Origin of the sequence: Microbacterium wangyouchuni (assembly GCF_051546305.1) — a bacterium.
GTDB lineage: Bacteria > Actinomycetota > Actinomycetes > Actinomycetales > Microbacteriaceae > Microbacterium.
Genome location: NZ_JBPTMA010000004.1, coordinates 64,090 through 86,010 on the forward strand (window position 1 = coordinate 64,090; position 21,921 = coordinate 86,010).

20 protein-coding genes, 2 tRNA genes and 1 pseudogene are annotated in these 21,921 nt (G+C 63.9%); 10 read left to right on the forward strand and 13 right to left on the reverse strand.

Features of this window, described 5'->3' with window-relative positions:
- Positions 1-39 precede the first annotated feature (39 nt).
- Entirely contained in the window at positions 40-2,157 is a 2,118-nt protein-coding gene (locus tag ACSS7Z_RS09450) for an acyltransferase family protein (protein WP_438254375.1), read from the forward strand.
- A 40-nt stretch (positions 2,158-2,197) separates the two neighbouring features.
- On the opposite strand, the gene ACSS7Z_RS09455 is transcribed toward ACSS7Z_RS09450, so the two are convergent.
- Positions 2,198-2,680 carry a Dps family protein gene (locus ACSS7Z_RS09455; protein WP_438254376.1) on the reverse strand — a complete coding sequence of 161 codons (483 nt, stop codon included), beginning with the start codon at positions 2,678-2,680 and terminating at the stop codon, positions 2,198-2,200.
- Between the two features lie 141 nt (positions 2,681-2,821).
- On the opposite strand from ACSS7Z_RS09455, the gene ACSS7Z_RS09460 reads away from it, so the two are divergent.
- Positions 2,822-3,358: a gamma carbonic anhydrase family protein gene (locus tag ACSS7Z_RS09460; protein ID WP_438254378.1), complete on the forward strand. Its 537-nt coding sequence runs from the start codon at positions 2,822-2,824 to the stop codon at positions 3,356-3,358.
- A gap of 46 nt (positions 3,359-3,404) precedes the next feature.
- Positions 3,405-3,479: transfer RNA gene (locus tag ACSS7Z_RS09465), tRNA-Ile, on the forward strand.
- 86 nt (positions 3,480-3,565) lie between these two features.
- On the opposite strand, the gene ACSS7Z_RS09470 is transcribed toward ACSS7Z_RS09465, so the two are convergent.
- The 4 genes from ACSS7Z_RS09470 to ACSS7Z_RS09485 all read right to left on the reverse strand — a co-directional run bounded on the left by ACSS7Z_RS09470 (position 3,566) and on the right by ACSS7Z_RS09485 (position 6,597).
- The gene (locus ACSS7Z_RS09470) at positions 3,566-3,781 is read right to left on the reverse strand and encodes a DUF378 domain-containing protein (RefSeq protein ID WP_438254379.1); all 216 of its coding nucleotides are present in this window, start codon (positions 3,779-3,781) and stop codon (positions 3,566-3,568) included.
- A gap of 5 nt (positions 3,782-3,786) precedes the next feature.
- Entirely contained in the window at positions 3,787-4,047 is a 261-nt protein-coding gene (locus ACSS7Z_RS09475) for a hypothetical protein (RefSeq protein WP_438254380.1), read from the reverse strand.
- A 256-nt stretch (positions 4,048-4,303) separates the two neighbouring features.
- Positions 4,304-4,603, reverse strand: a complete 300-nt coding sequence (locus tag ACSS7Z_RS09480) for a hypothetical protein (protein WP_438254381.1) — start codon at positions 4,601-4,603, stop codon at positions 4,304-4,306.
- Positions 4,603-6,597, reverse strand: coding sequence for a DUF262 domain-containing protein (locus ACSS7Z_RS09485; protein ID WP_438254382.1), 1,995 nt, complete (start codon positions 6,595-6,597; stop codon positions 4,603-4,605). Before ACSS7Z_RS09485 ends, ACSS7Z_RS09480 begins: the two co-directional genes overlap by 1 nt.
- 174 nt (positions 6,598-6,771) lie before the next feature.
- On the opposite strand from ACSS7Z_RS09485, the gene ACSS7Z_RS09490 reads away from it, so the two are divergent.
- Positions 6,772-7,545, forward strand: coding sequence for a hypothetical protein (locus ACSS7Z_RS09490; RefSeq protein WP_438254843.1), 774 nt, complete (start codon positions 6,772-6,774; stop codon positions 7,543-7,545).
- A gap of 171 nt (positions 7,546-7,716) precedes the next feature.
- Entirely contained in the window at positions 7,717-8,220 is a 504-nt protein-coding gene (locus ACSS7Z_RS09495; RefSeq protein ID WP_438254384.1) for a DUF3145 domain-containing protein, read from the forward strand.
- Positions 8,221-8,383: 163 nt separating this feature from the next.
- Here the strand turns inward: ACSS7Z_RS09495 and ACSS7Z_RS09500 are convergent, their stop codons facing one another.
- From ACSS7Z_RS09500 to aceE, 6 genes are all read right to left on the reverse strand, one after another.
- The gene (locus ACSS7Z_RS09500; RefSeq protein WP_438254385.1) at positions 8,384-9,625 is read right to left on the reverse strand and encodes a beta-ketoacyl-[acyl-carrier-protein] synthase family protein; all 1,242 of its coding nucleotides are present in this window, start codon (positions 9,623-9,625) and stop codon (positions 8,384-8,386) included.
- Positions 9,626-9,717: 92 nt separating this feature from the next.
- Positions 9,718-9,966 carry an acyl carrier protein gene (locus tag ACSS7Z_RS09505; protein WP_147038765.1) on the reverse strand — a complete coding sequence of 83 codons (249 nt, stop codon included), beginning with the start codon at positions 9,964-9,966 and terminating at the stop codon, positions 9,718-9,720.
- Between the two features lie 68 nt (positions 9,967-10,034).
- Positions 10,035-11,036, reverse strand: coding sequence for a beta-ketoacyl-ACP synthase III (locus ACSS7Z_RS09510; protein ID WP_438254386.1), 1,002 nt, complete (start codon positions 11,034-11,036; stop codon positions 10,035-10,037).
- On the reverse strand, positions 11,033-11,953 hold the full coding sequence (locus ACSS7Z_RS09515; RefSeq protein WP_438254388.1) for an ACP S-malonyltransferase: 921 nt from the start codon (positions 11,951-11,953) through the stop codon (positions 11,033-11,035). The genes ACSS7Z_RS09510 and ACSS7Z_RS09515 overlap by 4 nt, the downstream gene beginning before the upstream one ends.
- A gap of 96 nt (positions 11,954-12,049) precedes the next feature.
- Positions 12,050-13,243: a PucR family transcriptional regulator gene (locus ACSS7Z_RS09520; RefSeq protein ID WP_438254845.1), complete on the reverse strand. Its 1,194-nt coding sequence runs from the start codon at positions 13,241-13,243 to the stop codon at positions 12,050-12,052.
- 31 nt (positions 13,244-13,274) lie between these two features.
- Positions 13,275-16,001 (reverse strand): pyruvate dehydrogenase (acetyl-transferring), homodimeric type, encoded by a 2,727-nt coding sequence (gene aceE, locus ACSS7Z_RS09525; protein ID WP_438254389.1) that lies wholly within the window; start codon positions 15,999-16,001, stop codon positions 13,275-13,277.
- A 153-nt stretch (positions 16,002-16,154) separates the two neighbouring features.
- On the opposite strand from aceE, the gene ACSS7Z_RS09530 reads away from it, so the two are divergent.
- Positions 16,155-16,227 (forward strand) — tRNA-Val (locus ACSS7Z_RS09530).
- A gap of 241 nt (positions 16,228-16,468) precedes the next feature.
- Positions 16,469-16,612, forward strand: coding sequence for a hypothetical protein (locus ACSS7Z_RS09535; protein ID WP_438254390.1), 144 nt, complete (start codon positions 16,469-16,471; stop codon positions 16,610-16,612).
- A 162-nt stretch (positions 16,613-16,774) separates the two neighbouring features.
- Here ACSS7Z_RS09535 and ACSS7Z_RS09540 read toward each other — a convergent pair.
- A pseudogene (locus ACSS7Z_RS09540) lies at positions 16,775-17,959 on the reverse strand (recombinase family protein); the annotation flags it as partial.
- Complete coding sequence (locus ACSS7Z_RS09545; protein ID WP_438254391.1) at positions 17,928-18,056, reverse strand: hypothetical protein; 129 nt, start codon at positions 18,054-18,056, stop codon at positions 17,928-17,930. The pseudogene ACSS7Z_RS09540 and the gene ACSS7Z_RS09545, both read right to left, overlap by 32 nt.
- A 198-nt stretch (positions 18,057-18,254) precedes the next feature.
- On the opposite strand from ACSS7Z_RS09545, the gene ACSS7Z_RS09550 reads away from it, so the two are divergent.
- The 3 genes from ACSS7Z_RS09550 to ACSS7Z_RS09560 all read left to right on the forward strand — a co-directional run bounded on the left by ACSS7Z_RS09550 (position 18,255) and on the right by ACSS7Z_RS09560 (position 21,906).
- The gene (locus ACSS7Z_RS09550; protein ID WP_438254392.1) at positions 18,255-18,878 is read left to right on the forward strand and encodes a TetR family transcriptional regulator; all 624 of its coding nucleotides are present in this window, start codon (positions 18,255-18,257) and stop codon (positions 18,876-18,878) included.
- 423 nt (positions 18,879-19,301) lie between these two features.
- The gene (locus ACSS7Z_RS09555) at positions 19,302-20,813 is read left to right on the forward strand and encodes a beta-propeller fold lactonase family protein (RefSeq protein WP_438254846.1); all 1,512 of its coding nucleotides are present in this window, start codon (positions 19,302-19,304) and stop codon (positions 20,811-20,813) included.
- Positions 20,800-21,906: an LAVTG motif-containing sortase-dependent surface protein gene (locus ACSS7Z_RS09560; protein WP_438254393.1), complete on the forward strand. Its 1,107-nt coding sequence runs from the start codon at positions 20,800-20,802 to the stop codon at positions 21,904-21,906. Before ACSS7Z_RS09555 ends, ACSS7Z_RS09560 begins: the two co-directional genes overlap by 14 nt.
- Positions 21,907-21,921: the final 15 nt, after the last annotated feature.

The window sequence follows — 21,921 nt, forward strand, 5'->3', positions numbered from 1 at the left end:
GTTGCGGGGGTTCTGAGGTGTTCACGCTAGCGTTGGAGGGTGAACTCCGCCGCGCCTTTCTCCTCGACCACCCGCTCTCAGCGCAGGCGCGACAAGTCTCCCGAGCACGAGAATCGCACGCGGTTCATTCCGCACGTCCAGGGGCTGCGAGCGATCGCCGTCCTCTTTGTCGTGCTCTACCACTTCTGGCCAGGACGCCTCAGTGGCGGTTACGTCGGTGTCGACGTGTTCTTCGTGATCTCCGGGTTCTTGATCACCGCGCACCTGGTCAGGGAGCTCACCTCCACGGGAACCGTGAAACTGGGCCAGTTCTGGGCACGGCGAGCACGTCGGCTGCTACCGGCATCGCTGCTTGTCCTGCTATTCTGCGCGATCGTCGTATCGGTCCCGTATCTGACTCCCACCTCTGCGCTCCCCGCCGAGCTCAAAGAGATCATCGCCTCGACGTTCTACGTGGAGAACTGGTTCCTGGCGTTCAACTCCGCCGACTATCTGGCGCTGACCGGCGAACCGACTACGGTGCAGCACTACTGGTCGCTCTCGCTCGAAGAGCAGTTCTACGTGCTGTGGCCGCTTCTGATGCTTCTGGCCGCGTGGGTCGCGGTCAAGTGGTTCTCGGGTGCGCGGCTTCGTGCGGTCACTATCGCCATCGCCATCGTCTCCGTTGCATCCCTCATCTTCTGCATCGTGTTCACGATCACCGACCCCGCACCCGCGTATTTCGTCACTTTCACTCGGATGTGGCAGTTCGGCGTCGGCGCGTTGATCGCGCTGGTGCCGATGCTGCGCGTTCAGCATCCGGTGCTGAGCTTCGTGCTCGGCTGGGGCGGCATCCTGGCACTTTTGTACACCGCGCTCCGCTTCGACGGGCAGACACCATTCCCGGGATACATGGCGCTGCTGCCGACCCTCGGAGCGGGTGCGATCATCGCTGCATCGAACACCGACCGCTGGTGGTATCCGACCCGCCTGCTCGCGGTTCGCCCGATGCGCTTCACCGGTGATATCTCGTACAGCCTGTACCTGTGGCACTGGCCGCTGATCGTGATTGCGCCATCGTTGCCGTTCTGGGGTCTGACCATCTACCACCGCGTTGCTCTGCTGGGCATCTGTTTCGTGCTCGCGTGGCTCACCAAACGTTTTGTGGAAGATCCGATGCGCTCGTGGAAGCCGCTGACCGCGCGCCGCCCCCGGGTCACTCTGTGGGCTGCTCTGGTGGCCATGATCCTTGTCGCCGGAACAGCTGCTGGCGGCTGGGCTGCCAATGCCCCCGCATACCAGCAGGGTGTGCAGGCCATCCAAGACGTGCGAGAGAACCCTCCGGCATGCTTCGGCGCTGCCGGTGCGCTGGATCCCGCGTGCGTTGACACGGAACTCGACGTCGTCCTCCCGGCACCCGGATTTGCGGGGGCGGATCGCCCCACCGAACAGCAGTGCTTCGTGCAGTTGAACGATACGAGACCCGTGTCGTGCGAGTTCGGGTCGGATGAACGGGATGCTGCGCAGATCGCACTCGTCGGCGATAGCCATGCCTTCCAGCTTCTGACCACGTTCCAAGCGATGGCCGAGCGTGAAGGATGGCACCTGACGACGTTCTTCAAGGGCGCCTGCCCCTGGAACACAACTCCGCTGTCGACGGGCGGAGCGTTCGGTTCGGCATGTTCAGAGTGGCGTGACGGCATTGAAGCCGAGCTCGAGGAGCGCGACTTCGATGCGGTGTTTACCGCGGCGATCTCGAACACACCCTTCTCGGCAGACGGCTATGACTCGGTACACGACGCGGCGGCGGCTGGGTACCAAGAGGCGTGGTCGACGATGACCGATCGTGGAATTCCTGTGGTCACCGTCATCGACAACCCGGTGTGGGAGACAGACCCGAACAAGTGCCTGCGGATCAGAGATCTCGCCGAGTGCGTGGGTGTGCGCTCAGACGTACTCGTCGATGAGGATCCTCTGCGTGCCGCAGCAGCGGACATGGCGGGAGTGACGCTTTTGGACTTCACCGATGTGTTCTGCGACGACGACCTGTGCTATCCCGTCGTCAACGGTGCGAACGTCTACCGTGACCAGGATCACCTGACGGTGACCTTCGCCGACACACTTGCGCCGCAGTACACCCAGGCATTGAAAGAAGCGATGGCGGCTGCGGTGGAGTGATCCGCAACCGCCATCGCTGGGGTTTCTGAGCCGGGACGTGTTACTCGGCGATGTGAGCGACGAGGAACCAGCGGTCCTTCTCGAGGCCACGCAAGATCTCGATCGCGACATCCTGACTGGTGAGGTCGACCTCGTCCAGGCCTTCGACCGCAGCCTTCGTGTCGACGAGGATCGCGTCGATGTCTGCGATCACATCGCGGATGAGAGCGTCCGACTGGGCGAAGCCGGCCGGAACGTTCGACGACGCCTTGTCAGCGACGGCGCTCAGGCGAGCGTCGATCGGCAGTCCCAGCGCAACGATGCGTTCTGCAGCGCTGTCGGCGAAGTCACCGGCGTGCGCGACAATCGTGTCGAACAATTCGTGCACCCCGACGAAGTTCGCGCCACGGACGTGCCAGTGCGCCTGCTTCGTGTTGATGGTGAGGGCCTGCAACCCGAGAACGACGGGAGACAGGAACTGAGCCGCGGCGGCAGCAACCGTCGGATCGCTGGCAGTGGTGGAAACAGTGGTTGTCTTGCTCATAATTCTTCCTCCAGAACGGCATCTTTGTTACCTGATGGATATAACGCTACTCAGCCTGGAAGATTCCGCAAGCAAGCTGAGGCTCGGCTTATCGGGCCGAAAAGACGCGGATTCACGCGGAAGTAAGGGTAGTCTCGCCTCATGAGTATCTCCTCGTCAGCATCTGTCCTCGCCCTCCCGGATAAGACTCCGAGCATCGCCGATGACACGTTCATCGCAGACGGTGCACGCATCATCGGCGCAGTCACCGTCGAGTCTGGTGCCAGCGTCTGGTACAACGCGGTGCTTCGAGCGGATTCCGCGGCCATCACGCTAGGTCGGGGAAGCAACGTGCAAGATAATGTGTCCGTTCACGTCGACAGCGGGCATCCCGTTCAGATCGGTGAGAACGTATCGATCGGGCACAACGCGGTCGTGCACGGTTGCACGATCGGCGACGGATCGCTGGTGGGGATGGGCGCGGTGATTCTCAGCGGAGCGGTCATCGGCAAGGGATGTTTGATCGCCGGGGGAGCGGTGATCCTCGGCGGGACCGAGATTCCCGACGGATCACTGGTTGCCGGAGTACCCGCGAAGGTGCGCCGCGAGCTCAGCGACGAGGAACGAGCGGGACTCATCCAGAACGCCATGATTTATCGTCAGCATCTCGGAACGCATCAGTCGGCAAAAGCGGTGTGAACGTGCGCGGCACGAACGCTTCGCTCCGATAAGCTGGGACTCTTACGGGGCGGTGGCCAAGCTGGTTAAGGCAGCGGGCTCATAACCCGACGATTCGTGGGTTCAAGTCCCACCCGCCCTACTCTTGCCCCTGACAGGTTACGCCTGATCGTAGCGGTGCGCAGACCCCCACCGAGCCTCCGGGCCCGGTGGGGGTCTTTTGTCGAATCAGACCCTGTCCGAGTTGACAGCTCGGCGAGGGACGAACAGTTCGATGAGTGCGATGATCGCTGCGATTCCAACGAGCACGTACACGACGCGGGATGCTGCTGACCCAGCACCGAAGATCGTGTCAACCAAGTTGAAATCGAAGGCGCCTACGAGGCCCCAGTTCAGCCCGCCGACGATGATCAGAACGCGAGCGATGACAAACAGAATGTTCATGGTGTTCACTTCTCCTCGTGCTTGAGTGCGATGCCGATCGCGAAGAGCGTCGGCGCCCATTCCCCGATGAATAGACCCCATCGGTCGGACTGCGGTTTGGAATCTCCCTTGCCCCTGGAGATGAGCCACGTGAGGAACGAGATCGCCACTGCGGCGAATCCGGCCATGTAGGCGTGGCTGCTGCGCACGCCCCATCCGCTGACGACCCGCATTGGAGTCCACGCGGTAGCGTCCGCGGCGCGCTGTACTTCCTTCTTCATCTTCATCCTGCCCCCAGTGTGCTTTATCCGGTCGCCCTCCGATTTGAAGGGCGTTAATTATGCACAGGTGAGACCGCGGATGGGAACCCCCTTTGCAGATTGGGGCCAACGGGATGTCCGACCGGTGAACGACGGCGAGCTGCGATACAAGGTCACGTTCGGCGGTGAGCTGCTGGGGTGGGCAGGGTCGCTCCAGTACGGTGCAGAAAGTCTTCACGCGCACTATGTGCGGAGTCTCGGGCCGAAGGATGCAGCGTGCCAGTTATAGCGGACGCGCGGTAATGGCCTCGTTGCCGAGGTCTTTACGCGCGGTTCGCAAGCACTTCGTGCACAGCAATTCGATCGTGCGAGGATGATCCTCGCCGCAGGTGCAGTCGATCGTCACGCGCCATTTGGCTCGGCGACCGCACGGGGCATAGGCCGCTTCGTCGCCGTGGTCGCACTCGCAGATCTGCGGCGCGTCGTCATCCCACCCGATCGAGATGTCGGCGAATGCTTGGTCGAAGGGGTCGGCAGTGAGATCGGGCAGTGCCGGAACCCTGGTGGGTGTTTCCTGTCGCATCACATCACGTTGCCGATATATGAGTACTTCACGAACACCTCGGCGGCGATGCCCGACTCTTCCAACACGCCCTGCACAGCGTTCATCATGTAGTTCGAGTCCCATCCCATGTACAGAAAGTTCTCGTCGTCCAGTGCGTCCCACTGGCCTTTCCACGCCATTTCATTGTAGATCGGTCCACCGTGCGCAGCACAGTACCTGATCGCAGCCGCGCGGTCGTCGGTCCAGGCGCGACGGAAGACGCGGTTGAACAGCGCACGAACGTCTTTGACCTCCCAGTGCTCGCCGCGATACTCGATGTAATCGAACTCGCGATCCCAGCCTGCGGGCCAGCCGCGGCGGCGCACGGCATCCAGAACCGGGGTCAACCCGTCATCGTCGATCTCAGGCAGCCCGGGGCGCGCCCAGATCTGCAGCAGCTGTGCGGTCAGCGCGATCGTGCGCTGAGAAATCGCCGACGTGGTCCACGCCGGCGTCTGCGCGAGGTCGCGGGTTTCTGAAACCTTGCTGCGAGCGTAGGTGCTCTGCTTGTCGGGATACGACGCTCCGAACACACGTTCAGTCAGGGGCTGCTCGAGTAGCGTCAGGTTTCCCAGGGTCGGTGCCAACGCACGATGGCTGTTCTGCTCGTCGTCGGTGTACTCGCTCCACGGGCGAACTCCATCGCCGGACCAGGTCTCTCCCGGTGCAAGGGGAACAATGTGCTCGATGTCGAACGCAGAGGTGTCGGGGACGCGTTCGATACGACCGAGTACGTACGCGGCGTGCGGGAGTTCTACGTACTTCAGTACCGCCGCGACGCGTTCGTCCGACGGAGTGATGCGTGCCAGCGCGCGCATCAGCGCCTCGCGCCCTTCCGAACGAGCACGGCACAGGCGTGCGATGAGGCGCTCCGTCGGCAGGTTGACGAGAGCTCGACGCAGATACAGTGCCTGGATCCACTCCAGCGTCTCCACGAGCTCATCACGAGAAATCAGCCCGCGTACGCGATCGCTGTATGCGCTCAACGCGAGCGGGTAAGCCTGTTTGCCGAAGGTGTTGATGTACTCGAGCTGCTGGCGAAGCACCGGGTCCGTTTCTTGAGACGGATCGAGAAGGATGCCGTAGATCTCGGCATAGTGGCGCCAGATCGCGGCATCAGCCTGCAGATGCTCCACATCGACCCGCGGGAAGGACTGGCGAAACGCGCTGTACACGCCATGCTCACCGGCGGCCGCGACTTCGCGACCTGTCGTCATCACCAGGTAGTGCCGCCAGAAAGCACCGATCGTCTCGCCCGTATGGCGCTCGATGGGCAGCCAGAAGCGCTCTTCGACATCCAACTGCTCGGTGTGGGTCAGGCCCATCAGGATGTAGTTGTGAATGAGCTCGTGATCGCGCAGGGGCTCGCCGGTGGAGTTCAGGCTCTCGAAGATCTGCTGGGCGTTGGCGGATGCCCCGAGCGTGATTGAGACGTGTTCGAGTTTCTGTAGCCCGCACCAGATGCGCGATGCCTCATCAGCGTGCACCTGGCTGCGGAAGAACGCATAGTTGTCGTCGAACCGCGACTCGCGCTCGCTGTCGTCACGCCGGTCGAGCACCACAGACTCGTAGAGCTCGGCCCAGGCGTCGTGCGGGCGCAACTTGGTGCGAGTCGGGTCGTCGGGGCGGATCAGCACGCGCTCGAGCTCAGCGCCCATGCTCGGATCGGTCTCGCGCACCGCGTGATGGAGCGCAGCAACCAAGAGCATCAGTGTGGTGATGCGCTGCTGGCCGTCGATGAGGATGAGATCGGTGTCGGAGGAGTCCTGGGCAGACAGGATCGAGCCGATGAAGTGGCGATGTGCGCTGTCTTCGCCGGCCACGGCGCGCACATCGGCGAGGAGGCGTTCGCATCCACCGATGTCCCAGCGGTACTGCCGCTGATAGACGGGGACGACGATGGTCGTGTCGGGGGCGGATAGCCACTCGATCGTGTTGACGGCGGTCGCTTCGACATTGGTGGCGGTGGCCATATTGTTCGCTCGTGCTCCTCACATCGGCGGAGTGCCATCCGCCGTCATCGAGTCTAGCGGCCTCGGATTTTTCCCGGCCGCGCTCTCGAAGGTGTTCAGGGCGCGCTGTTAGGCTTGCCTTATCAGGGCCTGTTAAAACGTGCTGGCCCCAGATGAAAGGACATGACTCAGATCATGGGATACATCAAATCCGCAGCCCTCGAAGACAAGGGTTTCGTCATTCTTGACAAGTACGACAAGGAGATGGACCCGAAGGAGTGGCTCGATATCGAGTACAACGACTGGAAGTCTTCGGGAGACACGCGCTTCGCGCCACTCGCGAGCGCCAAGGGCGAGATCGAGTGCAACGGCTTTTGGAACCACAAGCCGCCGCGCACTGACAAGGACGGGGTGTGGATCGACTCGCAGACCGCGATTGCGCCGACCCTGACCGCACGTGCTCAGGAACCGGGCGCGAACGTCGGTCGTTGCCGCGTGATCGAGCTGCAGCCGACCCCCTATGGCGAATGCCTCTACAACCTTCACCAGGACGACAACAATCGTCTCAACCCCGACGGTACCGGCTGGGTGGTTCGCGGGTTCTTCAACCTCACCGACGACAAGGACAGCTACTTCGTCCTGCGTGAGAACCGCACCGACCCGAGCATCGAGTACCGCATCGCGCTTCCCGCCGGCGCGCAGCTGATCGTCGACACCCAGCGCCTGTGGCACGCTACGACGCACAACGGTGACCAGCCGCGCTACTGCCTGATCACGTCGTGGACGTCAGGCCCCGAGCTGGATGCTTACATCGAGAAGTACAACGGCACCGACCAGCACGAGCAGGTCGAGGTCGCGCAGGATGTGCTCGAGCAGGGCTACGCAGAACAGGCTCGCCGGGATGCCGCACGTGCTGCCTATTACGCAGCCAAGGGGCAGCAGGCCAAGCTCGCCATGAGCGAGGCCTGACCCTCAGCTTGACATCGGGAAGCCCTGGTCTCACGACCGGGGCTTCCCGTGTAATCACACGCTTGTGATTTCACACAGACTGGGCGATAATCGCCATATAACCGCATACACGCGCCACGCTTCGTTGGTTTAGGTCGTTGGGGAAGACGCACCTGATGAAACGGAGAGATCATGGCGACGGCATACGCACGCGGAGTGGTGTACATCCACTCTGCACCTCGCGCGCTCTGCCCGCACCTGGAATGGGCGGTGGGACGCGCTATTGGTCGTGCAGTCAACTTTGACTGGGCTGATCAGCCAGTCCTCGATGGCGCCCGCCGCGCCGAGTTCTATTGGGATGGTCCGGCCGGCACGGGTGCGGCTCTCGCGACAGCCATTCGCGGGTGGGAGCATCTGCGGTTCGAGGTCAGTGAAGACCCGACGCCTCGCAGCGAAGGCGGCCGCTGGCTGCACACCCCTGATCTCGGCATCCATTACGCCCAGACCGACACCGCCGGCAACATCGTCGTCGGTGAGGACCGCATCCGCTACGCGATGGAGATCGCGGCCGGCAGCGCCGTCGAGCTGCAGCGCGAACTCGACGTTGCCTTGGGTTCGGCTTGGGATGAAGAACTCGAACCGTTCCGGCACGCCAGCGATGACGCGAGCGTCGTCTGGCTGCACAAGGTCGGCTGAGAAGGCTCGACGACCACAATGACCCGGGTGCCGGGAGGCGTCAGTATCGGAAACCGGTGAGCGATCCCGGAAGCTGAGAAATCGAATCCCGCCCCGCACGATGAAGGCCTCGCCCCGAAAGAATCGGGGTCGAGGCCTTCATCATGAGATCAGGCGCTACCGGTCAGCCGTCGTAGTCGGCGAATGCTGCGACGGCATTGTGCCCGCCGAAGCCGAAGGAGTTGCTGATCGCGAGCTGTGGGCCATCGCCCAGCGGCTGGGCGTCGCCGGAGACCAGCAGCGGGATCGCAGGATCCTGCGTGGTGATGTTGATGGTCGGGGGTGCCAGACGGTCCCGGATGGCGAGAACGGTGAAGATCGCCTCAAGCGCACCGGTGCCGCCGAGGAGGTGGCCTGTGGATGCCTTGGTCGCTGAAACGGGAACGTCATGGACTCGATCGCCCATGATGCTTCGCAGGGCGGTGTACTCGTTCGGGTCGCCGACCGGCGTTGACGTCGCGTGCGCGTTGATGTGGGTGATCTGATCCGGCGTGCGACCGGCCATCTCGAGCGCCTGGCGCACAGCGCGTTCCGCACCGCGTCCCTCGGGGTCGTTCGCGGTGATGTGGTACGAATCAGCGGTGACACCGCCGCCGACGATCTCGGCGTAGATCTTGGCGCCGCGTGCCTTGGCATGCTCCTCGGTTTCGAGGATCAGCACACCGGCTCCCTCGCCCATGACGAAACCATCGCGGTCGATGGAGTAGGGGCGCGATGCGCCGGCGGGGTCATCGTTGCGGCGCGAGAGCGCCTGCATTGAGGAGAACGAAGCGATGGTGATCGGATGCACGGCAGATTCCGTGCCACCGGCGATCACGATGTCGGCGTAACCGGCCTGCAGATGCTCGTAGGCGTTGACCAGTGATTCTGTGCTGGAAGCGCAGGCGGAGGCTCCGGTGCGAGCGAACGCCCGTGCCTGGAAGTGCAGTGACAGGTTGCCAGCGGCCGCATTCGGCATCAGCATCGGAACGGTCATGGGCATGACCCGACGCGGACCCTTTTCGCGCAGGGTGTCCCAGGCATCCAAAAGGGTCCAGATGCCGCCGATGCCGGTGGCGAAGTCGACGCCCAGGCGCTCCGGGTCAACATCCGGCGTGCCGGCATCTTCCCAAGCCTCCATCGCGGCGACCAGCGCGAACTGCGATGACGGATCAAGGCGCTTGGCCATCGGGCGAGCGAGTACGGTCTCTGGTCGCACCATCGCCTCAGCAGCGAAAGTGACGGGCAGGTCGTACTCGGCGACCCAGTCATGCTCGAGGGCCCGTCCACCGGCCATTCCAGCAAGCAGATTGGTCCAGTTCTCGGGGGCCGTGCCGCCGATGGCGGAGCTGGCGCCGATACCGGTGACGACGATGCGCTTGGTCATTGCGTGAGGTTCCTTGTCGGACGGAGTACTCGAGTGTGGGAAGGCAGAGGATGCCACGCCCCGCGGACAGCGGGTGTGGCATCCATCAGGTATTACTCCTGGCCGGCGACGATGAAGTTGACGGCGTCAGCGACGGTCTTGAGGTTCTTGACCTCGTCGTCGGGGATGGTGACACCGAACTTCTCCTCGGCGTTGACGACGATCGTCATCATCGAAATCGAGTCGATGTCGAGGTCGTCCGTGAAGGACTTCTCGAGTGCGACCTCGGAGCTATCGATGCCGGTCTCATCGGTGACGAGCTCGGCGAGGCCTGCGAGAACCTCATCGTTGGTGAAAGCCATGTGGTTTTCCTCTTTCTTGCGGGTTGTAATCGGAACCGTTGAATAGTTTAGGCAACGGATGAGGCGGATCAGGGGAGGACGACGACCTGTGCGGCAAAAACTAGGCCCGCGCCGAAGCCGATCTGCAGTGCGAGGCCGCCGGAAAGTTCCGGATGCTCACTCATCAGACGGTGGCTGGCCAGCGGGATGGACGCGGCCGATGTGTTGCCGGTGGTCTCGATATCGCGGGCGATAACCGTGGTCTCGGGCAGCTTGAGCTGCTTTGCGAATTCGTCGATGATGCGCATGTTGGCCTGGTGCGGAATAAAGGCGGCGAGGTCGGATGCCTCGATGCCAGCGGCCTCAAGTGCCTTCCGGGCGACCTTCGCCATGTCCCACACCGCCCAGCGGAAGACGGTGGGACCTTCTTGGCGCAGCGTCGGCCAGGGAGCCTGACCATCGCGGAACGCGGTGAGCGTGTGGTTCATGCCGACCGCGTCAGACTTCGAGCCGTCGGAACCCCACACGACGGGCGCGATTCCGGGAGTGTCACTGGGGCCGACAACGGCCGCACCAGCACCATCGCCGAGCAGGAACGAGATGCTGCGGTCAGCGGGGTCGACGACGTCGGAGAGCTTCTCCGTGCCGATCACGAGCGCGTAGTGCGCGGCTCCCGCGCGGATCAGTGCATCCGCCTGAGCGATGCCGTACGCGTAGCCGGCGCAGGCGGCGTTGGAGTCATACGCCGCGGCAGGGTTCGCCCCGACACGGTCAGCGACGATCGCTGCGGCCGAAGGCGTCTGCTTCGGGTTGCTGATCGTCGCCACGATGACGAGGTCGATCTTCGCCGGATCGATGCCCGAGCGCTCGATGGCCTCCTTGGCAGCGGTGGTTGCGAGGTCGATCGCGTCGGTTTCCGGTACCGCTCGTGCGCGGGTGATGATGCCCGTACGTTGACGGATCCATTCATCGCTGGAGTCGATCGGCCCGATCAGGTCTTCGTTCGGCACCGCGTTCTCACCCCGCGCCGCACCGTAAGCGAGGATGCGGGTGTACTGCGGGCCTGTCGTCTGCTTCAGCGTGACGGTCATGCGGCTGCTCCATTCAGCAGCTCAGCTGCTGCGTCGAGGTCTTCGGGGGTCTTGACAGCGACGGTGGGCGTGCCGCGCAGCCCGCGCTTGGCGAGTCCGGTGAGGGCGCCGGCCGGAGCCAGTTCGATCAGCCCGGTGATGCCGTTGTCGGCAAACGACGACATGCACAGATCCCAGCGCACCGGCGAGGACACCTGGTTGACGATGAGTTCGAGTGCGCTTGCGCCCGAGGTGACGATCGACCCGTCGCGGTTCGTCCACAGCTTGATCTGCGGGTCACTCGGAACGACTGCTGCGACGGCGGAGCGCAGCGCCGCAACGGCCGGAGCCATGTAATCGGTGTGGAAGGCACCGGCGACCTGGAGCGGGATCACGCGGGTGCCCTTGACCGGTGCCTCAGCGAGTTCTGCGAGTGCCGGCAGGCTTCCTGCCACGACGATCTGACCGCCACCGTTGTAGTTCGCCGGCGACAGCCCGAGTTCAGTGAGGCGCGCGAGCACTGTCTGCTCATCGCCGCCGATGACCGCGCTCATGCCGGTCGGAGTCTGTGCCGCGGCATCCGCCATCGCGCGCCCGCGCACCCCGACCAGACGCATAGCGTGTTCTGCGGAGATGACTGCCGAGCCGACCAGAGCGGCAAGCTCTCCGACCGAGTGGCCCGCCACGCCGTCCGGGGTGCGCCCCGCGCGCCCGACGAGAGCCTGTGCGGCGATCAGTGAGGCAGCGACGATCAGTGGCTGCGCAATGCGCGTGTCGCGGATCGTGTCGGCGTCCGATTCTGTGCCGTGGCGGATCAGGTCGACTTGAGCGGCCTCCGAGTAGGCGGCGAGGCTGTCGGCGACGCCGTCCAGCTCGAGCCAGGGGGCGAGGAAACCGGGGGTCTGGGAGCCCTGTCCGGGGCAAGCGACGACAATCACTCACCCAGTCTGCCAACGATCAGGCAAAAACGGTGGATGATCCATCACAAGATTGTGCGAATCGTTTGTGTGTGTCGAACACTCGTTGAAGGGCTGTTACCGTGCGCGACGGGGAGCGGAGCGGCGGCGCACCGATTCCGCCGTACCGATCGAGCCAAGAATCAGCGCCGTCTGCAGGATCAGGGCCTCACGAGGGCCGGTAGCATCCCAACCGATGACCTCGCTGACGCGCTTGAGGCGGTACCGGACAGTGTTGGGGTGGATAAACAACTCGCGCGCCGTGGCTTCGAGCGAGCGGCCGTTGTCGAGATAGCTCCACAGCGTCGTGACCAGATCGGTGGAGTGCGCCTGCAGGGGGCGATAGATCCGCTCGATGAGCGTCTGCTTCGCAAGCGGATCACCAGCCAGCGCACGTTCGGGAAGCAGATCATCCGCTTCTACCGGGCGCGGAGCGGTGCGCCAGGCGCGAGCGACGGCGAAGCCGGCAAGGGCCGCGCGGGCGCTCTGACCAGCATCCACGAGGGCTGCCACGGGTGGGCCGAGAACGACGTAACCGTTCCCAAACGTCGGCTCCAGGCGCGTTGCGATCTCCGCGAACGAAAGATCGTCGTCTTCTTCTTCCCGGCCCGCGACACGCGCACGGCCGAGCACAAGCACGAGGCGCGAACCCTGCACACCGATGAGCACGTCGACGGAAAGCTTGCGCGCCGTGCGTCGAACGTAATCCACGTCGAACTGCGGGGGAGTTGCACCGACGAGAACGCAGACCTCACCGTGACCGTGCCAGCCGAGGGCGGCGATTCGGCTGGGGAGTTCCTCGTCGGCTTCGCCGGTGAGGATCGAGTCGACGACGAGGGCTTCGAGCCGTGCATCCCACAGGCCGCGAGCCTCAGCCGCGCGTGCGTACACATCGGCTGCGGCGAAAGCGACGTCGCGGGAGTACAGCAGGATTCCCTCGCGCAGCATCTCGCCCTTGCCGGCGATGCGTTCCTCGGTGATCTCCACCGTGACGCGGATCAGCTGCAGCGTCTGGGTGAGGCTGACGCTGCGCAGCAACTCGCGGGGAGCTGCAGCGAAGATGTCAGCTGCGATCCAGGGGGTGGATGTCGGATCGTCGAACCACTGGATGAACGACGTGATGCCTGCCTGGGCCACCAGCCCGACCGCAGAGCGGCGGGCTGGTGGCATATCGGCGTACCAGGGCAGCGTGTCTTCAAGGCGCTGGATGGTCGCTGTGGCCAAATCACCGGAGATCCGGCGGAGCCAGGCGAGCGTCGCGGCCTTGTCCATCGACGTGGGAGACGATCCGGTCACACCCGGCTCAGCTATCTCCGCCGGCGTTTCCGCTCGTGCCGGCGTTGACGTTGTGCAGGTCGTACTTTGTGATCGCCTGTGCGATCAGCGAACGGTCGATCTGGCCCTTGTCCGCGAGGCTCTGCAAAGCGCGAACCACCATCGAGGGGCCGTCGATCTTGAAGAAGCGACGGGCAGCCGCGCGGGTGTCAGCGAAACCGAACCCGTCTGCACCCAGCGTGTAGTAGCTGCCGGGAATCCACTGACGGATCTGATCCTGAACCGCGTGCATGAAGTCGCTCGTTGCGATGAACGGGCCTTCCGCGTGCTGCAGCTTCTGCGTGAGGTAGGCCACCTGGGGCTCTGCCTCGGGGTGCAGGAAGTTGTGCTCGTCGGCGGCGAGTCCGTCGCGACGCAGCTCGTTCCAGCTGGTGACCGACCAGACATCGGCGACAATGCCCCAGTCCTGCTTGAGCAGTCCCTGAGCTTCGAGAGCCCACGGCACACCGACGCCGGATGCGAGCAGCTGCACGCGGGGTCCGTCGCCGTCACCTTCGGCGACACGGTGGATGCCCTTGAGGATGCCCTCGACGTCGACGTTCTCCGGCTCAGCGGGCTGCTTCAGCGGCTCGTTGTAGACCGTGAGGTAGTACATGACGTTCGGGTCGGGGTGCTCGCCGCCGTACATGCGCTCGATGCCGGCCTGGACGATGTGTGAAACCTCGTAGCCGTAGGCCGGATCGTAGGTCAGCGTCGACGGGTTGGTGGAGGCCAGCAGCGGCGAGTGGCCGTCAGCGTGCTGGGTGCCCTCACCGGTCAGCGTTGTGCGACCTGCGGTTGCACCGATGACGAAGCCACGAGTCATCTGGTCAGCAGCAGCCCAGAAGGCGTCGCCGGTGCGCTGGTAGCCGAACATCGAGTAGAAGATGTAGATCGGAATCAGCGGCTCGCCGTGTGTCGAGTAGGACGTACCGGTTGCGGTGAACGCTGCGGTGGCGCCGGCTTCGTTGATGCCGACGTGCATGATCTGACCCTGCGGGCTCTCCTTGTAGGCCAGGAGCAGCTCGCGGTCAACGGCAGTGTAGTTCTGTCCGTTCGGGTTGTAGATCTTCGCCGTCGGGAAGTACGCGTCCATACCGAAGGTGCGGGCCTCGTCCGGAATGATCGGAACGATCCGCTCGCCGAAGCCCTTCACCCGCATGAGGTCCTTGAGCATGCGGACGAACGCCATGGTCGTGGCGACTTCCTGGTTGCCCGAGCCCTTCTTGGGGAAGGCATAATCCTTGTCCTCGGGCAGAGTCAGATCGACATGCGTGCTGCGCCGCTCGGGGAGGAAACCGCCGAGGTCGCCGCGGCGGTCCAGCATGTACTGGATCGTCTCGTCCTGGGCGCCCGGGTGGTAGTAGGGGGGACGGTACGGGTCTTCTTCGAGCTGAGCATCCGTGATCGGAATCTGCATGGTGTCGCGGAAGAGCTTCAAATCTTCCAGCGTCATCTTCTTCATCTGGTGCGTCGCGTTACGACCCTCGAAGTGCGGGCCGAGGCCGTAGCCCTTGACCGTCTTCGCGAGGATGACGGTCGGCTGGCCCTTGTGCTCCATCGCGGCCTTGTAAGCGGCATATACCTTGCGGTAGTCGTGTCCGCCGCGGCGCAGCTTCCAGATCTGGTCGTCGGTGTAGTCCTTGACCAGAGCTGCGGCACGCTCATCGCGGCCGAAGAAGTTCTCGCGCACGAATGCGCCGCTCTCGGCCTTGTAGGTCTGGTAGTCACCGTCGGGGGTGACGTTCATGAGGTTCAGCAGTGCGCCGTCGGTGTCGCGGTCGAGGAGGTCATCCCATTCGCGACCCCAGACGACCTTGATGACGTTCCAGCCGGCGCCGCGGAAATACGACTCCAGTTCCTGGATGATCTTGCCGTTACCGCGCACCGGACCATCAAGGCGCTGCAGGTTGCAGTTGATCACGAAGGTGAGGTTGTCGAGGCCCTCGTTCGCTGCGACCTGGAGCTGGCCGCGAGATTCGACCTCATCCATCTCGCCATCGCCGAGGAATGCCCAGACGTGCGAGTCCCCGACGTCCTTGATGCCGCGGTTCTCGAGGTACTTGTTCGCCATCGCCTGGTAGATGGCGTTGATCGGGCCGAGTCCCATCGAGACCGTGGGGAACTGCCAGAACTCCGGCATCATGCGCGGGTGCGGGTAGGAGGGGATGCCGTTCGGGGCGCCGGACTTCTCCTGGCGGAACGCATCGAGCTGCTGTTCGCTGAGGCGACCCTCAAGGAAACTACGGGCGTACATGCCGGGGGAGGCATGTCCCTGGTAGAAGATCTGGTCTCCGCCGGAGGAGTGATCCTGCCCACGGAAGAAGTGGTTGTGACCGACCTCGTACAGCGAAGCTGCTGAAGCATAGGTCGAGATGTGGCCACCGACACCGATGCCGGGGCGCTGTGCGCGGTGCACCGTGACGGCGGCGTTCCACCGGATCCAGTGGCGGTAGCGGCGCTCGAGTTCTTCGTCACCCGGGAAGTCGGGTTCATTCTCTGAAGCGATGGTGTTGATGTAGTCCGTGGTCGGAACCATCGGGACGTTTAGGTGCAGCTCCTTGGAGCGCTTGAGCATGCTGAGCATGATCTCGCGGCCGCGGCCGGGACCCTTTACATCAACGAGCTCGTCGAGGGACTGATTCCACTCGCCGGTTTCCTCCGGATCGCTGTCAAGGGGGCCTTGGGAGTACGGATCCTGGTCGTGAACGGTCACGTGGAGCCTTTCGTCAAGCTGGCAGGTCTTGCCAAGGAAACGGGAAGCAACGCGGGGAGCCTTGTCGGCTCGGCACAACGCGCGCCTCATTCAGCCTAGCCCCCTTCATCGGTGTCGGCGCACATCTTTCAGGCGGATATGATGGAGACACCAGGGCCTGTAGCTCAGCTGGTAGAGCGCCACGTTTACACCGTGGATGTCGTCGGTTCGATCCCGGCCGGGCCCACCCAAAGTTCCTTACAGGAACACATGACATCGCATTTTGCGTCGTGTTCGTGTTCGTGTTTCGTTTCCTTGCTTCGTGCTACTTCGGTAATCGTGGTGAAGGGCACGGCCAGCTGTGGCCGTAGTTCCTCGTCGTCAGTGATTTCGAGGCGTGTGTAGAACGCTTGGTTCGCGAGCCTGCGGTTGCCGTCGTCGGAGTGCGCGTAGGCGTGCCGGGCGTCGGTGAGTAGCCGTAGGGAGTCATGGAGGAACGCTCGTCCACCGCTGTGGTGTTCATCATGCTCGCTCGGACGCTGCTCGATGTCGGCGAGGCCCGACCGGATGCGGTCTTGGTGCCGCTTCAACGTCGTAAGGTCGATAGCGTCTGCAAAATGGGCGGCGAGTAGTTTGTCGCTTTCGGATTCGAGGCGTGCCCGGTGCACGGTCAGGTCCGCGAACTCGGCATCGCGTCCAGCGCTGCGCTTGTCGAATGCGGCATCCACTCGTGCCGCGAGGTCTCTGTAGTCATCCTCGCTGATCGTGACGGAGTCATAGGAGGCTTCGACAAGTCGTTCCGCGACCTGCACAGGCACAGCGCGCCTGGTGCAGGGGGTCTTCTTGGCGGCGCGGCCGGAGCAAATGAAGTACGCGTAGGTGGTGCCTCTCGGGTTGGTCGCGAAGTCCAGCAGCATCCGTGATCCGCAGGTACCGCAGTGCAAGAGCCCTTTCAGGTGGTTTGCATGCCGCACATGCCGAGTCATCTTCGCGGTGCGCGCCTTCAACAACGATTGCACGGTGTCGAAGAGCTCAGCTTCGACGATGGGTTCGTGCGCGCCGGGATGCAGTGCGCCCTTGTAGCGGATCGCGCCCGCGTAGTACGGGTTCGTCAGCAGCGAGTAGAACGTTGCCTTGCCGAGCGGCTTCGAGGGGCGTTTCGGGGATGGCAACGTCAGTAGGCCGCGTGCGGTCAGATCAGGTAGGAGTGCTGCGACGGAGGTCTCGCCGGTGGCGTAGCGTTCAAACGCCCACGCGATCAGCGGTGCGCGTTCGGGGTCGATCTCGACGGTGCGGATCTCTCGGCCCTGGTCGTCGATGCGGCGGACGTTGAGGTAGCCGATGGGGGCACGCATCGGGGTGCCGCCCTGGGCGAGTTTCTGTTGCATGCCTTTGGTCACTTCGGTGGCGAGGTTGCGAGAGTAAAACTCCGCAATCGAAGACATGATCCCGTGCACGAGCATCCCCGACGGCGTCTGATCGATGCTCTCGGTCGCTGACACGAGCGTCACTCCCGCCGCAAGCAGCGCCTGGTGAATCTCGATGTCGTCGGCGCGGTTGCGGGCGAGACGGTCGAGCTTGTGCACGATGCAAAATTGCACCCGCGTCGCGGTGACGAACGCGAGCATCTCCTGGAGCCCGTCACGATCCGCGGAGCGCGCCGACTCGCCCGCGTCGACGAACTCCCGCACCACGCGTGCGCCGAACTCGGTAGCCTTACGCAGGTTCGCTTCGCGCTGGGCAGGGATCGAGAATCCTTCATCGGTGCCGCCGCGTTCGGCCTGTTCACGGGTCGAGACACGCAGATAGGACACCGCCCGTAGAACCGGCGCGTCTTGAGGTTTCACCATCATCGTGGTGGCGGGAGTGGTGATACTCATGCTGGCCTCCTTGCCGGGGATGTTGCTTGCTGTGATTCTCTCGCGTACTACTGATAGACGCTCAGGGTCATTGGGACGAGTCGACGGGCGGGAGGGCATCGGGCGGTGGCAGTGCGTAGGGGTCTGGTTCTCCGTTCAGCCAGGCGCGGTGGCGAGCCTCGGCGACGTTCAGCACCCACTCCATCAGACGAGCCATGTCGGGTTCCTCCCGCCGTTGCTCCCTGAGCCGCAGATTCCTCGCATCGTCCTTCATGCCCAGTAGGTGCGCATCCGCTCCCCGGGCACCGAATTACTGCCCAAAGAATCGGCTCATTCGGAACTGTCACGCGTCTTGCAAACGAGGATTAGCACCAGTAGGTATGTAGTTGTTAAACCCCACAGTACGCTGGGTTTCATGGCACGACCAGTGGGCAGACCCCGCTACGACACGAAACAGAAGCTCATCGCCGCGATGCGCGAACTCATGGCCGAACGCGGGTACACGGCGACGAGCCCAAAGATGGTCCTGGAACGCGCGAAACTCGGACAGGGCAGCCTCTACTACCACTTCACCGGCAAAGAAGAGCTCGCCATCGAGACTGTCGCGGCGCTCATGCATCGTTCCCTGATGATCGTGAACGACCACCTCGTTGGCGTCGCCGTGGAGGAATCCGATACGTGGCCAGTTGTGCAACTCAGCGAAGAAGTAAATCCTCCTGAATCCAACATTGAAGCGACCGACGGAGCACCCGAAGCGCCGAGGACGAGAGCCGCAGGGGCGCTCGGGCAACTGTTTGAGAAACGGGAAGGCAGAGCCCTCGTGCGTCTGCTCGCTGACCCGACTGCTAACCAGCCAGGCCCGCTCGCGGACGGCATCGCCGTCTGGATCGAAGCACTCCGACTCCTTCTCACCGAAGCCAGTGACAGCACGTGGGAAGCACCGGTGCCGGATGCCAGACGTGTCGCTGAAACGATCCTCAGGGAGGCCCTCGGCCAGGCACTGTTGCAGATCGGTGTCGAAGCGCATCTACCTCGGTAGCCTCCGTTCGTTCTTGGATATTGGTAAGTACATGAGAAGCGTGGGGAGGTCGATTGAATCGAGCGTTGAGGGCGGATGAAGTGCACGGTGAGAAGAGGCGTTGTTGCGGGGCTTCTGGGTGTGCACCGGAGGGTCAGGATCAGTGTTGACGGAGGTGGTGCCGTGTGGATTTCAAGGTCAGGTGCTCCGCCCCAGTGCCGCGTCGCTGCGGTGCGCGCGATGACTCCGTGACCCCTCAGCACGACGCCGTGAAGATGCGGGAAACAGGGGATTTCGATAGGAACAGGGGATTTCGATAGGGTCGGAGGCGTGTGAGGCGCGTTCCTTCGTGAGGGGGCGATCCAGGGCCCCGATGGAAGGTTTGAGACAGGTATGAACGCCGTGACGACACGCGACAGGTCGAGACTGCAGCGGTGGGGCGCCATGCTCGCCGCTGGGTTCCTTGCTGCGGCTGCCCTGATAGTGACGGTGCCGGTCGCGGCGCACGCCGCCCTCACCCCGGAAGCCACGATCACGGTCGGCGACGGCCCGCGCTCGGTGGCGGTGTCCCCGGACGGGGCCACCGTCTATACCGCCAACTCCTTTGATGATTCGGTGTCGGTGATCGATGCCGCCACGAACACCGTCACTGACACGATCACGGTCGACGACGACCCGTACTCGGTGGCGGTGTCCCCGGACGGGGCCACGGTCTATACCGCCAACTCCTTTGGTGATTCGGTGTCGGTGATCGATGCCGCCACGAACACCGTCACTGACACGATCACGGTCGGTGAGGCCCCGTACTCGGTGGTGGTGTCCCCGGACGGGGCCACGGTCTATACCGCCAACTCCTCTGGTGATTCGGTGTCGGTGATCGATGCCGTCACGAATGACGTCACTGACACGATCACGGTCGACGTCGACCCGCGCTCGGTGGTGGTGTCCCCGGACGGGGCCACGGTCTATACCGCCAACTTCTCTGGTGGTTCGGTGTCGGTGATCGATGCCGTCACGAATGCCGTCACTGACACGATCACGGTCGACGCCGCCCCTCGCTCGGTGGCGGTGTCCCCGGACGGGGCCACGGTCTATACCGCCAACTACTCTCATGATTCGGTGTCGGTGATCGATGCCGCCACGAATGCCGTCACTGACACGATCACGGTCGGCGACGACCCGTACTCGGTGGCGGTGTCCCCGGACGGGGCCACGGTCTATACCGCCAACTACTGGGATGATTCGGTGTCGGTGATCGACACGTCCACGAACACCGTCACTGACACGATCACGGTCGGCGACGGCCCGTACTCGGTGGCGGTGTCCCCGGATGGGGCCACGGTCTATACCGCCAACTACTTTGGTGATTCGGTGTCGGTGTCGGTGTTGCGGGAGGTCGCCCCGACCCACGCGGTGGCTTTCGAGGCCAACGGTGGTACTGGGGTGATGGCGCCGCAGGTAGCGAACACGTCCACCCCGCTGGCGTCGAACATGTTCACGCGGGAGGGGTACGCCTTCACAGGCTGGAACACCGTGGCGGACGGCACCGGAACCTCCTACGCGGAGGGCGCGGACTATGCGTTTACCACGGATGCGACCCTGTACGCGCAGTGGGCTGTAGTCGAGTACACGGTCTCCTATGACCTGGCAGGTGGGGTCGAGGGGACTCCGGTGAATCCGGCCTCCTACACCATCGAGTCTGCACCGATCACGTTGACTGCCCCGGTACGGGATGGGTTCACGTTCACCGGGTGGACGGGCACCGGCCTGACCGAACCCACTATGTCGGTGACGATCCCTACCGGCTCGACCGGCGACCGGGCCTTCACCGCCACCTGGGAGGCGAACCCTGCCGCGTCGCTGGTGATCTCTGGTCCGACCACGGTCACTGAGCTNCGCTACGGGAGCCTCCGGGGCGTTGGGGAACGCGACCGGGTACGCGGTGATCACCTCTAACGTGCCTACCGATGTGGTCGACGGCGCGCAGGTGTCATTCCCGTCCGCGAGCCCCCACACTCTCACCATTACCCTCGGTGCCCTCACATCTACCCACATGGTCGATGTCACCCCCGCTGTGGTTGAGTACACGGTCTCCTACGATCTGGCAGGTGGGGTCGAGGGGACCCCGGTGAACCCGGCCTCCTACACCATCGAGTCTGCACCGATCACGTTGACTGCCCCGGTACGGGATGGGTTCACGTTCACCGGGTGGACGGGCACCGGCCTGACCGAACCCACTATGTCGGTGACGATCCCTACCGGCTCGACCGGCGACCGGGCCTTCACCGCCACCTGGGAGGCGAACCCTGCCGCGTCGCTGGTGATCTCTGGTCCGACCACGGTCACTGAGCTGGAGTCGCATTCGTTCACGGTGGAAGCGTTCGACGCGCACGGGGTCTCCCTCGGGGATGTCACCGGGGAGGTGACGTTCACCGGCGCGGACATCACTGGCACGGACGTCTCTTTCCCTGTTGATTTCTCGTCGGCCGGTCAGATTACAACGCGGACTCTGACCGCGGTGTTGGACAGTGATCCGTCGGTCACGGGAACCTTGGATGTGCACGTCGCGTCCGCGGTAACTGGGATCACGGTCACCGCGCCTGCGATCGCAGCGGAGGGCGACACGATCACCGTCGAGGTCACCGCTACGGGAGCCTCCGGGGCGTTGGGGAACGCGACCGGGTACGCGGTGATCACCTCTAACGTGCCTACCGATGTGGTCGACGGCGCGCAGGTGTCATTCCCGTCCGCGAGCCCCCACACTCTCACCATTACCCTCGGTGCCCTCACATCTACCCACACGGTCGATGTCACCCCCGCTGTGGTTGTCAACCCGACCCCGACCCCGGCCCCGACTCCGACCCCGACCACGCCGGCCCCGACCCCAGCCCCGCCGACCCCGACCCCGCCCACGTCGACCCCGACCACGCCGGGCGGACTCCCGGCTACGGGCGCGAACCTCTACTGGGGTGTGCCCGTGGCGGCTGGGCTGCTCCTCGCCATCGGCGCAGCACTCACCATCACCAACCACCGGCGGCGCGACAGCTGACGGGTTGAGGCGGGA